Source organism: Pseudoxanthomonas mexicana (assembly GCF_010093385.1).
Lineage (GTDB): Bacteria > Pseudomonadota > Gammaproteobacteria > Xanthomonadales > Xanthomonadaceae > Pseudoxanthomonas_A > Pseudoxanthomonas_A mexicana.
The window spans coordinates 42,297-54,091 of sequence record NZ_PDWV01000024.1; the positions used below are offsets into that span (position 1 = coordinate 42,297).

At 68.7% G+C, this 11,795-nt stretch carries 11 protein-coding genes; all 11 read left to right on the forward strand.

Features of this window, described 5'->3' with window-relative positions; translation table 11 throughout:
* Positions 1–4: 4 nt before the first annotated feature.
* The 11 genes from uppS (at position 5) to CSC76_RS10450 (ending at position 11,754) form a co-directional block, all read left to right on the forward strand.
* Complete coding sequence (gene uppS / locus CSC76_RS10400) at positions 5–763, forward strand: polyprenyl diphosphate synthase (RefSeq protein ID WP_162109939.1); 759 nt, start codon at positions 5–7, stop codon at positions 761–763.
* A complete protein-coding gene (locus CSC76_RS10405) occupies positions 760–1,611 on the forward strand; it encodes a phosphatidate cytidylyltransferase (RefSeq protein WP_162109940.1) in 852 nt (283 codons plus the stop codon). The genes uppS and CSC76_RS10405 overlap by 4 nt, the downstream gene beginning before the upstream one ends.
* Before the next feature lie 2 nt (positions 1,612–1,613).
* Positions 1,614–2,801 carry a 1-deoxy-D-xylulose-5-phosphate reductoisomerase gene (locus CSC76_RS10410; protein WP_162109941.1) on the forward strand — a complete coding sequence of 396 codons (1,188 nt, stop codon included), beginning with the start codon at positions 1,614–1,616 and terminating at the stop codon, positions 2,799–2,801.
* A 13-nt stretch (positions 2,802–2,814) separates the two neighbouring features.
* A complete protein-coding gene (gene rseP / locus CSC76_RS10415; RefSeq protein WP_162109942.1) occupies positions 2,815–4,191 on the forward strand; it encodes an RIP metalloprotease RseP in 1,377 nt (458 codons plus the stop codon).
* A 122-nt stretch (positions 4,192–4,313) separates the two neighbouring features.
* Positions 4,314–6,794 (forward strand): outer membrane protein assembly factor BamA, encoded by a 2,481-nt coding sequence (bamA, locus tag CSC76_RS10420; protein WP_162109943.1) that lies wholly within the window; start codon positions 4,314–4,316, stop codon positions 6,792–6,794.
* A 116-nt stretch (positions 6,795–6,910) separates the two neighbouring features.
* A complete protein-coding gene (gene lpxD, locus CSC76_RS10425; RefSeq protein ID WP_162109944.1) occupies positions 6,911–7,933 on the forward strand; it encodes a UDP-3-O-(3-hydroxymyristoyl)glucosamine N-acyltransferase in 1,023 nt (340 codons plus the stop codon).
* A complete protein-coding gene (gene fabZ, locus CSC76_RS10430) occupies positions 7,930–8,385 on the forward strand; it encodes a 3-hydroxyacyl-ACP dehydratase FabZ (RefSeq protein WP_055935832.1) in 456 nt (151 codons plus the stop codon). Before lpxD ends, fabZ begins: the two co-directional genes overlap by 4 nt.
* 1 nt (position 8,386) lies before the next feature.
* Positions 8,387–9,175: an acyl-ACP--UDP-N-acetylglucosamine O-acyltransferase gene (gene lpxA, locus CSC76_RS10435; protein WP_162109945.1), complete on the forward strand. Its 789-nt coding sequence runs from the start codon at positions 8,387–8,389 to the stop codon at positions 9,173–9,175.
* Positions 9,172–10,443, forward strand: a complete 1,272-nt coding sequence (gene lpxB / locus CSC76_RS10440) for a lipid-A-disaccharide synthase (RefSeq protein ID WP_162109946.1) — start codon at positions 9,172–9,174, stop codon at positions 10,441–10,443. Before lpxA ends, lpxB begins: the two co-directional genes overlap by 4 nt.
* A 144-nt stretch (positions 10,444–10,587) precedes the next feature.
* The gene (rnhB, locus tag CSC76_RS10445; RefSeq protein ID WP_162109947.1) at positions 10,588–11,193 is read left to right on the forward strand and encodes a ribonuclease HII; all 606 of its coding nucleotides are present in this window, start codon (positions 10,588–10,590) and stop codon (positions 11,191–11,193) included.
* Between the two features lie 150 nt (positions 11,194–11,343).
* The gene (locus CSC76_RS10450) at positions 11,344–11,754 is read left to right on the forward strand and encodes a hypothetical protein (protein ID WP_162109948.1); all 411 of its coding nucleotides are present in this window, start codon (positions 11,344–11,346) and stop codon (positions 11,752–11,754) included.
* Positions 11,755–11,795 lie beyond the last annotated feature (41 nt).

An 11,795-nucleotide genomic window follows, 5' to 3' on the forward strand; every position in this document is an offset into this window, starting at 1 on the left:
TGCCATGTCCCCTGCCGCCTCACCACCCGTGCCCCGCCATCTGGCCGTCATCATGGACGGCAACGGGCGGTGGGCGGAGCGCCGGCGTCGCCCGCGCGTGATCGGCCACCGCGCCGGCGCGCGCGCGGTCAATGTCTGCATCGACTTCTGCCTAGAGCGCGGCATCGGCGCGCTGACCCTGTTCGCCTTCTCCAGCGAGAACTGGGGACGGCCGGAGGAGGAAGTCGGCGCGCTGATGAAGCTGTTCCTCAATGCGCTGGACCGCGAGGTGGAGGAACTCCACCGGCGGCAGGAGCGGGTTCGTTTCATCGGCGACCGTGCGCGCTTCTCGGCGGATATCCGCGCACGCATGGACGCGGCCGAAGCCCTGACCGCCGGCAATACCCGGCTGCACCTGGTCATCGCCGCCAGCTACGGCGGCCGCCAGGACATCGCGTTCGCGGCCAGGGCGCTGGCGACCGAAGTGGCGGCCGGGCGCCTGCGGCCGGAGGACATCGACGAGGCGGCGCTGGGCGCGCACGTCGCGCTGGCCGACCTGCCCCCGCCCGATCTGTTCATCCGCACCGGCGGCGACCATCGCATCAGCAACTTCCTGCTGTGGCAGCTGGCGTACACGGAACTCTGGTTCACCGACGTACTATGGCCCGACCTGGACGCGACGCTGCTGCAGCGCGCGCTGGACGACTTCGCCCGGCGCGAGCGCCGCTTCGGCCTGACCAGTGCCCAGGTGGCCGGCGGCGCCATCGAGGATTCACCCGCATGAGCGCCACCCGCACCCGTGTCATCGCCGCGCTGGTCATGGCGCCCTTCGCCATCGGCGCGATCCTGCTGCTGCCCACCTCGTGGCTGGTGATGCTGGCGGCGCTGGTATTCCTGGTAGGCCTGTGGGAATGGTTCAAGCTGGCCGAGATCGATGACACCCTGCAGCGCACGGTGCTGCTGACCGCCAACCTGCTGCTGATGGTGCTGCTGGTTTGGGCGTCGCGCGGGTCCACCGACCTGGTGCCGCTGCGGCTGATGGCGCTGGTGGGCGCAGGCTGGTGGCTGCTGGCGCTGCTGTGGCTGCGCTTCTTCCATTTCGCCTCCGACCACGAGACCTGGGCCCGCGTGTTCAAGCTGGCCGCGGGCACGCTGGCCGTCGTACCGGCGTGGTGCGCGCTGGGGTTGATCCACTCCTCGCAGCCGAACGGCCACATCTGGCTGTTCGTGGCGCTGGCCATCGTGTGGGCCGCCGACAGCGGCGCCTACTTCGCCGGCCGCCACTTCGGTGGCCGCTGGTTCGCCGGGCGCAAACTGGCCCCGCGCATCAGCCCCAACAAGACGCTGGAAGGCCTGTTGGGTGGCCTGGCGGCAGGCATGCTGGTGGCCGCGGTCGGCGCGCTGCTGGCCGGTGCGGGCATGGCCCAATTGCCGGGCGTGCTGCTGGTGGCGATCTTCACCGTGCTGTTCTCGGTGGTGGGCGACCTGTTCGAGAGCCTGCTCAAGCGGCACGTGGGCGCCAAGGACTCCGGTGACGTCATCCCGGGGCACGGCGGCGTGCTGGACCGCATCGACGGCGTGCTGGCGGCCCTGCCCATCTTCGTGTTGGGCAAGGAAGTCTTCGGATTCTGAGCATGGCCACGCACGCACTTCGCAACGTGGCCGTCCTGGGCGCGACCGGCTCGATCGGCGCATCCGCGCTGGACGTGATCGCGCGCCATCCCGGCCGTTATCGCGCCCGCGTGCTGGCCGCCGGCCACAACGTCGATGCCCTTGTCGCCCTGTGCGTGGCGCACCGGCCGGATCACGCCGTGGTCGCCGACGAGGAATCGTACCTGCGACTGCGCGATGGCCTGGCCGACGCTGGCCTGCCCACGCAGGCCCATGCAGGCACGCCGGCCCTGGACGCGCTGGTCTCCGGTCCGGAGTGCGACACCGTCGTGGCCGCCATCGTCGGCGCCGCGGGCCTGTCGTCCACCCTGGCAGCGGCACGCGCCGGCAAGCGCCTGCTGCTGGCCAACAAGGAATCGCTGGTGCTGGCCGGCGAACTGGTGACCCGCGCAGCGGACGCATCGGGCGCCGAGATCATCCCGATCGACAGCGAGCACAACGCCATCTTCCAGTGCCTGCGTTCACGACAGGCTCAGGGCGATGTCAGCCGCATCGTGCTGACCGCCTCGGGCGGTCCGTTCCGCGGGCGCCGCCGCGACGAGCTGGCGCAGGTGACGCGCGAACAGGCCGTGGCCCATCCCAAATGGTCGATGGGACCCAAGATCTCGGTCGATTCGGCCACCCTGATGAACAAGGGACTGGAACTGATCGAAGCCCACCACCTGTTCGGCGTGGGGCGCGAGCGGCTCGACGTGCTGGTGCATCCGCAGAGCCTGGTGCATTCGCTGGTCGAATTCGTCGACGGCTCCACGCTGGCACAACTCGGCCTGCCGGACATGCGGACCTCGCTGGCGGTCGGCCTGGGCTGGCCCGAGCGCATCGCCTCGGGCGTTGGCGGCCTGGACCTGCTGCGGCACCCGCGGCTGGAATTCGAAGCCCCCGACACCGACGCCTTTCCCTGCCTGCGCCTGGCCTGGGAGGCGATGGCGGCGGGCGGTACCGCACCGGCCGTGGTGAATGCTGCGAACGAAGTCGCGGTTTCAGCCTTTCTTCAGGGCCGCATCGGTTTCCTATCCATCCCTGCGCTGGTCGAGGACGCCCTCGCCGCGCTGCCCGCGACGCCGGCCGATTCGCTGGACGCGCTGCTGGCGGCGGACGCGCAGGCCCGCCGATTGACCGACCGCAACCTCGCAGGCCACCTCTCCCCATGAGCGCCGATATCCGATGAGCGACCTGCTGGGCTCCATCTGGTGGATGATCGTGGCGCTGGGCGTGCTGGTCACCTTCCACGAATTCGGCCACTACTGGGTGGCGCGCAGCTGCGGCGTGAAGGTGCTGCGCTTCTCGGTGGGCTTCGGCAAGCCGCTCTGGTCGCGGCGCGACCGCCATGGCACCGAGTTTGCCCTTGCCGCCATCCCGCTGGGCGGCTACGTGAAGATGCTGGACGAAGCCGAGGGCGAGGTTCCGGCCTCGCAGCGCGAGCAGGCCTTCAACCGCAAGTCCGTCTGGCAGCGCATCGCCGTGGTGGCCGCCGGCCCGCTGGCCAACATCGTGCTGTGCGTGGCGCTGCTCTGGGCGATGTTCGTGATCGGCAAGCAGGACTACTCGGCCACCGTGGGCAGCGTGTCGGGTATCGCGGCCGATGCGGGCTTCCAGCGTGGCGACCGCATCCTGCGGGTCGGCGACCGGACGATCGATACCTGGACCGATGCCTCCATCGTGCTGACCAAGGCCGCCATCGATGGCGCCGACCTGCCGGGGGAAGTGGAGACGGCCAGCGGCGGTACCACGACCCGCACCCTGCCGCTGTCGCGGCTGCCGGTGGGCTTCGACCAGGAGAATGCCGTCGCCCTGAGCGGGCTGGTCTGGCGCCACTGGGTGACCCCCGCCATCGTCGGCAAGGTTGCGCCGGGCTCGGCGGCGGACGGCGTGCTGCAGGCCGGCGACATCGTCACGGCCGTGGACGGCCAGCCGGTGCACGGCTTCGGCGACATCGCCGCCCAGGTCGACGCGCTGGGCAAGCGGGGCGGCATGGCGATGGTCGAGGTCGACCGCGCCGGCGAGCGCCTGGCGTTCGAACTGGCGCCGCGCCTGACTCCGCTCCCCGACGGCGCCAAGGGCCAGTACTGGGCCCTTGGCCTGGCCGCACCGGAAAAGACCCGCCTCCCCGAGTACGACGCCACCCTGCACTACGGCCCGCTGGCGGCCCTGCCCGCGGCGCTGCGCGAGACCGGCAAGCTGACCTCCGATTCGCTGGGCATGATCCGTCGCATGCTGACCGGCGACGCCTCGCTGAAGAACGTGTCCGGCCCCATCACCATCGCCCAGGTGGCCAATGTGTCGGCCAAACGCGGGCTGGACTGGTTCCTGTGGTTCCTGGCCGCCATGTCGCTGAGCCTGGCCATCATCAACCTGCTGCCGATCCCCGTCTTGGACGGCGGCCACCTGCTGTATTACCTTATCGAATTGGTCAAGGGCAGCCCCTTGAGCGAGCGCCACATGGTGGCCGGACAATACGTGGGCCTGGCCGCGCTGGCGGGCCTGATGGGACTGGCGTTCTACAACGACATCCTGCGTCTGATGACGCGTCTGGTGACCTGATGCCCCTGGACCCCCTAGGGCTGGCACGCTCCAAGGCGGCCTGCCCCTCCCTGGCGACACCCCGGACCGCGGCCCTGCGGTCCACCCCTGCGTTGCAGGAGCCACCCCAACCGGATGTGATGATGACGCGACTGCCTTCCCGCCGCCTGCTTGCCCTCGCCCTGGCTTCGGCCATCGCCATGCCGGCACTGGCCCAGACGACGGAACCCGCTGCCGCACCCGTGGCCTCCGCGCCGTTGGCCACTGCGCCGTTCACCGCCACCGACATCCGCATCGATGGCCTGCAGCGCATCTCCACCGGCACCGTCCTGACCTACCTGCCGATCGAGCGCGGCGACGTGGTCACGCCGGCGAAGGCGGCCGAAGCGATCCGCGAGCTGTACAAGCGCGGCTTCTTCGAGGACGTCAGGCTGGACCGCCAGGGGGACATCCTGGTGGTCACCGTCACCGAGCGTCCGGCGATCAACAAGCTGACCCTGACCGGCAACAAGGACATCAAGACCGAGGACCTGCTGTCGGGCCTGAAGGACATCGGCCTGGCCGAAGGCGAGACCTTCGACCGCCTGAGCCTGGACCGGGTGATGCAGGAACTGGTGCGCCAGTACAACAACCGCGGCAAGTACAACGTCGAGATCACCCCCACGGTCAGTGCGCTGGACCGCAACCGCGTGGACGTGACTATCGCGGTGAAGGAAGGCAAGCCCGCCAAGATCAGGCACGTCAACGTGGTGGGCGCCGAGAAGTTCGAAACCGAGGACCTGCTGGAGAACTGGGAGTCCAAGGAGACCAGCTGGCTGTCCTGGTACCGTCGCGACGACCAGTACTCCAAGGAGAAGCTGTCCGGCGACATGGAGCGCCTGAATTCCTGGTACCTGGATCGCGGCTACGTGGACTTCAGCATCGACTCCACCCAGGTGTCGATCAGTCCCGACAAGCGCGACATGTTCATCACCGCCGGCATCACCGAGGGCGAGCAGTACAAGATCTCCGACGTGAAGGTCACCGGCGACACGGTGCTGCCGAAGGAGGAGATCGAGAAGCTGGTGATCGTCAAGCCCGAGCAGACGTTCTCGCGCATCCTGCTGGAAATGACGTCCGACTCCATCACCGCCACGCTGGGCAACATCGGCCACGCGTTCGCGCAGGTGAACCCCATCCCGACCATCGACCGCGAGAACCGCACCGTCGCGATCAACCTGCAGGTGGTGCCGGGCCCACGCGTCAACGTGCGCCGGATCGTCTTCAAGGGCAACACGCGCACCTCCGACGAGGTGATGCGCCGGGAGATGCGCCAGTTCGAGGGCAGCTGGTTCTCGCAGGTCGCGGTGGACCGCTCGCGCGTGCGCCTGCGCCGCCTGGGCTACTTCGAGACCGTCGACGTCGAGACCACGCCGGTCCCCGGCACGACGGACCAGGTGGACGTGGTGTTCAACGTCAAGGAAACCACCTCGGGCAGCTTCGTGTTCGGCCTGGGTTATTCGCAGCTGTCCGGCCTGACCACCTCCATCCAGCTGTCGCAGAACAACTTCCTGGGCGGCGGCAACCGCGTGGCCGTGGAGGCGCAGCGCAGCGACTACCTGCAGCGCTATTCGTTCTCGTACACCAACCCGTTCTTCACCGACGAAGGCATGTCGCTGGGCTACAACCTGTGGTGGCGCGAGTTCGACTACTCGGACTTCAACACCGCGCAGTACTCCACGACCAGCGCCGCGGCGCAGGGCATCCTGGGCCTGCCGATCACCGAAAACGACACCGTGTCGCTGCTGTTCGGCGTGGACAGCAACGAGATCCTGACCTTCGGCGGCTCCACGCCGCAGTCGATCATCGACTACATCGACGCGGTCGGCCAGCGCACGTTCCATGCCTGGCGGACCGAGCTGGGCTGGGCGCGCGACACGCGCAACGACTACTTCATGCCCACCGGCGGCACCTACCAGCGCATCTCGGCGGAGATCGCGTTGCCCGGCTCCACCGTCGAGTACTACAAGCTCAACTACGAGTTCTCCAAGTACTGGTCGCTCAGTCCCTCGTTCGTGCTCAACACCCGCGCCGAGATCGGTTACGGCGACAGCTACGGCTCGGACATCTACCGCTACATCTGCCGCGTTAACGGCTCCGATCCGCAGATCCCCGGTCAGGCGACGACGACTGCACCCGCTGCAGACGGCACCTGCGCGGACGGGGGTACCCTCGACAAGACGCTGGTTGCCAGCGGTCTGCCGTTCTTCGAGAACTTCTACGCCGGCGGCACCCGCTCGGTCCGCGGCTTCCGCGACAACACGCTGGGCCCGCGCTCGGAAGTCATCAGCGGCTACCGCGGCCAGCCGCTGGGCGGTTCGCTGAAGACCACCGGCTCGGTCGAACTGATCTTCCCGAAGCTGTTCGACTCCAACGCGGCGCGCGTGTCGGCGTTCTTCGATTTCGGCAACGTGTTCGACGGCGTGGACAACTTCGACGCCGGCCAGTTGCGCGCCTCCACGGGCGTCGCGCTGCTGTGGCGTGCGCCGGTGGGGCCGATCTCGATCAGCTACGCCTTCCCGCTGAAGAAGGAGGATGGCGACGAGCTGGAGCGCCTGCAGTTCACTTTCGGCGGCGCGTTCTGACGGCCACGGTGCACGATCCGGCGTGAAGGAAGGGGGGCTGCGGCCCCCCTTCTGCTGTCCACCATACGCCCCCGTGGAAGCGGTTCTGGGGCAGCAGGGGCTAAACTACGCGGCCTATGACCCCTCCCTCCTTCACTTCCGGCGAGCTGGCCGACCGTTTCGGTCTGGAACTGCGCGGCGATGCCAGCCTGGACATCGAAGGCGTGGCCACACTGGCCCGCGCCGAGCCGGGACAGCTCGCCTTCCTCGCCAACAGCCGCTATCGCGGCCAACTGGGCGACAGTCGCGCCAGCCTGGTGGTGATGCGCGCCGAGGATGCCGACGCCGCGCCCGGCGCCGTCCTCATCGCGAAGGACCCCTACACCGCGTTCGCCAAGATGGCGGCGCTGTTCGAACGCAGGCAGGCCCGCGAACCCGGCATCCATCCGAATGCCGTGATCGATCCCACCGCACGCATCGCGCCGGGCGCCCATGTGGGTCCCTTCGTCACGGTGGGCGCCCGCAGCGTCATCGGCGAGGGCAGCGTGCTCGGGCCGGGCTGCATCATCGGGGAGGACTGCGTGGTCGGCGACGGTTGCGAACTGATCGCACGCGTCACCCTGGTCACGCGCGTACGCCTGGGCCAGCGCGTCCTGGTCCACCCCGGCGCGGTGATCGGTGCCGACGGGTTCGGCCTGGCCATGGACAGCGGCCACTGGATCAAGGTGCCGCAGCTCGGCGGCGTGGTGATCGGCGACGACTGCGAGATCGGTGCGAACACCACCATCGACCGCGGCGCGCTGGACGACACGGTGCTGGAAGAGGACGTGCGCCTGGACAACCAGATCCAGATCGGCCACAACGTCCGCATCGGCGCGCATACCGCGATGGCCGGCTGCAGCGCCGCCGCCGGCAGTGCGCGCATCGGCCGCTACTGCCTGATCGGCGGCGCCGCCGGCGTGCTGGGCCACCTGGAGATCTGCGACCGCGTGGTGGTCACCGCGATGTCGCTGGTGACCAGCTCGATCACCGAGCCCGGCGAGTATTCCAGCGGCACGCCGCTGACCGACAACCGTACCTGGCGCAAGAACGCCGCCCGCTTCAAGCAACTGGACGCCTTGGCACGACGCGTGCTGGCGGCCGACAAGGAAACCCGATGACCCTGGACCTGCAACTGCCCGTTGACGCGGCCACCATCCGCAAGCTGCTGCCGCACCGTTACCCGTTCCTGCTGGTGGACCGCGTGGTGGAGTTCGAGAAGGACAAGCGCGTACTGGCCTACAAGAACATCACCCAGAACGAGCCCTTCTTCACCGGCCACTTCCCGGACCGCCCGATCATGCCGGGCGTGCTGATCATCGAGGCGCTGGCGCAGGCCGGCGGCCTGCTGACCCAGCTCTCGCACCAGGGCGACACCGCGGGACGCATGTTCTACATGGTGAAGGTGGAGAACGCGCGCTTCACCCGGATGGTGGTGCCCGGCGACCGCCTGGACCTGGACGTCACCCTGAAGCGGCTGATCCGCAACATGGCCTTCTACACCGGCGTGGCCTCGGTCAACGGCGAACAGGTCGCCTGCGCCGACGTGCTGTGCGCCGAGGACACCCGCTGAGATGAGCGCCCCCACGGCCATCCATCCCAGCGCGGTCGTCGACCCCGGCGCGATGCTCGGCGAAGGCGTGCGCATCGGGCCGTTCGCCTACGTCGGTCCCGAGGTCGAGATCGGCGACGGCACGGTGATCGGTCCGCATTGCTCGGTCACCGGCCCCACCCGCATCGGCCGCGACAACCATTTCGTCGGCCACGCCGCGATTGGCGGCGACCCGCAGGACAAGAAGTACAAGGGCGAACGCGTCGAACTGGTCATCGGCGACCGCAACCAGGTGCGCGAGTTCGTCACCGTGAACCGCGGTACCGGCGCCGGGGGCGGCATCACCCGCGTCGGCAGCGACAACATGCTGCTCGCCTACACGCACGTGGCGCACGACTGCATCGTCGGCAATCACTGCGTGTTCTCCAACAATTCGACGCTGGCAGGCCACGTCACCATCGAGGACTGGGGGATCATGAGCGGCTTCGCCGGCGTGCACCAGTTCTGCCGCGTCGGGGCGCATGCCTTCATCGGCATGGGCGTCCTGCTGAGCGGCGACGTGCCGCCCTTCACGATGGTGGCGGGCGACGCCGCCGGTCGGCCGCGCGGCATCAACAGCGAAGGCCTGAAGCGACGCGGCTTCGACGCCGACCGCATCGCCGCCATCAAGCGCGCCTACCGCACGCTGTACGTGGCCGGGCTGCCGCTGGCGGAAGCCAAACAGCCGCTGGCCGAACAGGCCGAGGCGAGCGCCGACGTGAAGGCGCTGCTGCACTTCATCGAAAGCGGCGAACGGCCGTTGCAGCGATGAACAACGGCGGGAACGGGGAACAGGGAGAGAGGAATGCGGGTGTGCGGCACGTGGTTCCGCCGCATGAAGCCCTCAGTCCCGACGGTCCATTCCCCGTTTCCCGCCCTGCTCCCCGCTTCATCCTTTGCGCCGGCGAAGCGTCGGGCGACGGACTCGGCGCCGGCCTGATCGCCGCACTGAAGGCGCGCTTCCCGAACGCCGAATTCGCCGGCATCGGGGGCGATGCGATGCGTGCGGCCGGCTGCGACACCTGGTTCGACGCGAACGAACTGGCCGTGATGGGCCTGGCCGAGGTGTTGCGCCACCTGCCGCGCCTGCTGCGCCTGCGCAAGGCCTTCCGCCAGCGCGTGCTGGACTGGAAGCCGGACGTCTATATCGGCATCGACGCACCCGACTTCAACCTCGGCGTCGAGCGCAGGTTGAAGGAACGCGGCGTGCGCACGGTGCACTACGTCAGTCCGTCGGTCTGGGCCTGGCGCGAAAAGCGTGCCGAGAAGATCGGCCACAGCGCCGACCGCGTGCTGTGTCTGTTCCCGATGGAACCGCCGATCTATGCACGGCATGCGGTCGATGCACGCTTCGTCGGCCATCCGATGGCGGACGAGATTCCGATGGAGCCCGATCGCGCGTCCGCACGCGCCGCGCTCGGCCTGTCGCCCGACGCGCCCCCCCTGGCCGTACTGCCCGGCAGCCGCCTGGGCGAGATCGGCCGGCTGGCACCGGTTTTCTTCGAAGCGGCACGCAGGGTGGCCGCGCAGGTCCCGGGGCTGCAGATCGTCATCCCGGCAGCGAATGCCGCCTGCCGCCAGGCGCTGGAGGCGCAGATCGCCTTGCAGGGGGTCGATTCCACCTGGCACCTGCTCGACGGCCGGGCGCGCGAAGCGATGATCGCCAGCGATGCGGTCCTGCTGGCGTCGGGCACCGCCACTCTGGAAGCGATGCTGTGCAAGCGGCCGATGGTCGTCGGCTATCGCATCGCGCCGCTGACCTACCGCATCGTGAAGGGGCTGGGCCTGCTGAAGGTGGAACGCTATGCACTGCCCAACGTGCTGGCCGGCGAGGACATCGCGCCCGAACTGATGCAGGACGACTGCACGCCCGAACAGCTGTCCTCTTCCGTGCTGCACTGGTTCCGCGAACCCGAGGCCGTCGCCGCCCTGCAGCCGATCTACCGGCGCCTGCATGGACAACTGCGGCAGGATGCTTCTGCAAGTGCCGCTGCTGCGGTAGCGGAGCTGGGTTTCCCATCTCCTGTAGGAGCGACGTAAGTCGCGACCGCACGCCATGACCGCCACAACGTCATCGCCTACCGGGAAATCCCACTTGCCGTTCCTTCTTGCCAAGAGAAGGATCCTGGAAGATGTCGTTGTTCCGGTCGCGACTTACGTCGCTCCTACAGGGAGCCCTTGTTGATGGCCGGCTCCTCGCTGTTCCCGGATCCCATCGTCCGTCTTGTTGCCGGTGTCGATGAAGCAGGTCGCGGCCCCTTGGCCGGTCCCGTGGCTGTTGCGGCCGTGATCCTGGACGAATCGCGTCCCATCGCAGGACTCAACGACTCCAAGCAGCTCAGCGAAGCCAAGCGCGAAGCGCTGTTTCCCCTGATCCAGGAACAGGCGCTGGCGTGGCACGTGACCTTCGTCGAGCCCGATGAGATCGACCGTCTCAACATCCTGCAGGCGACGATGGAAGGCATGCGTCGCGCGGTCATGGCGTTGCAGCCGTTCCCCGAACTGGTCCGCATCGACGGCAACCGCGCGCCGAAGGGGCTGAACTGCATAGCCGAAACCCTGATCGGCGGCGATGCGATCGAGCCGGCCATCATGGCGGCCTCGATCCTGGCGAAAGTGTCGCGGGACCGCATGATGGTGCAGCTGCACGCGGCATTCCCGCAGTACGGCTTCGACCAGCACAAGGGCTATCCCACGTCCGCGCACCTGTCCGCGCTGGCGCAGCATGGTCCGTGCGTGCACCACCGGCGCAGCTTCGCCCCCGTGCGCGAAGCGCTCGACCGGCGCTGACGCAGCGCGTCTCTTTGGGCGTGACCTCCGGCACGGTGTCCATCGTCACGATGGCTTCCAGCAGGCGCGCGCACTCCCGCCTGCGCGCACCATGGTCCTGCATCCTGCGCACCATCCCGCGCGGGAGCCCTCTCCCCCACGAGGTGCACCATGCCCCTGCTGAACCCCGTCACTCCATCTCCCGCATTCCCGCCCCGTCCCGTGGACGACGCGCGCGTGCAGTTGTTGCGCAGTCTGCTGGCGGATCGCGACTGGTCATCCGAAGGCATCGTGCGTACGCGCCTGCTGCAGGCGCTGGCGCTGCTGCGCAGCCAGGAGGCTACCTCGCTCGATGAAGCCACCTGGCTGCTGGTGGCCGATGAGACCGCGCGCTACCTGGACTTCCGCCGCCTGCGCAATCTCGAGGCCCAGCTGCGCGGATGCCCGCACGACGCCCTGCGCTACACCCGTGCCGACTGGGAGGCCGCACGCAACGCTGAAGCGGCGCTGGAAACGCACCTGAGGCACGTGCGCTTCGGCAGCTACGCCCCCGAACCGGTGCCGATGTTCCGCATCCACTGAACCCGGCGCGCCCCCCCACAGCCGCGCCCTCACCCACCCGA

Bases quoted from the DNA above. Each gene is read 5' to 3' on its own strand.
- uppS (WP_162109939.1), top strand. From the start codon at position 5: ATGTCCCCTGCCGCCTCACCACCCGTGCCCCGCCATCTGGCCGTCATC.
- CSC76_RS10405 (WP_162109940.1), top strand. From the start codon at position 760: ATGAGCGCCACCCGCACCCGTGTCATCGCCGCGCTGGTCATGGCGCCC.
- CSC76_RS10410 (WP_162109941.1), top strand. From the start codon at position 1,614: ATGGCCACGCACGCACTTCGCAACGTGGCCGTCCTGGGCGCGACCGGC.
- rseP (WP_162109942.1), top strand. From the start codon at position 2,815: ATGAGCGACCTGCTGGGCTCCATCTGGTGGATGATCGTGGCGCTGGGC.
- bamA (WP_162109943.1), top strand. From the start codon at position 4,314: ATGACGCGACTGCCTTCCCGCCGCCTGCTTGCCCTCGCCCTGGCTTCG.
- lpxD (WP_162109944.1), top strand. From the start codon at position 6,911: ATGACCCCTCCCTCCTTCACTTCCGGCGAGCTGGCCGACCGTTTCGGT.
- fabZ (WP_055935832.1), top strand. From the start codon at position 7,930: ATGACCCTGGACCTGCAACTGCCCGTTGACGCGGCCACCATCCGCAAG.
- lpxA (WP_162109945.1), top strand. From the start codon at position 8,387: ATGAGCGCCCCCACGGCCATCCATCCCAGCGCGGTCGTCGACCCCGGC.
- lpxB (WP_162109946.1), top strand. From the start codon at position 9,172: ATGAACAACGGCGGGAACGGGGAACAGGGAGAGAGGAATGCGGGTGTG.
- rnhB (WP_162109947.1), top strand. From the start codon at position 10,588: ATGGCCGGCTCCTCGCTGTTCCCGGATCCCATCGTCCGTCTTGTTGCC.
- CSC76_RS10450 (WP_162109948.1), top strand. From the start codon at position 11,344: ATGCCCCTGCTGAACCCCGTCACTCCATCTCCCGCATTCCCGCCCCGT.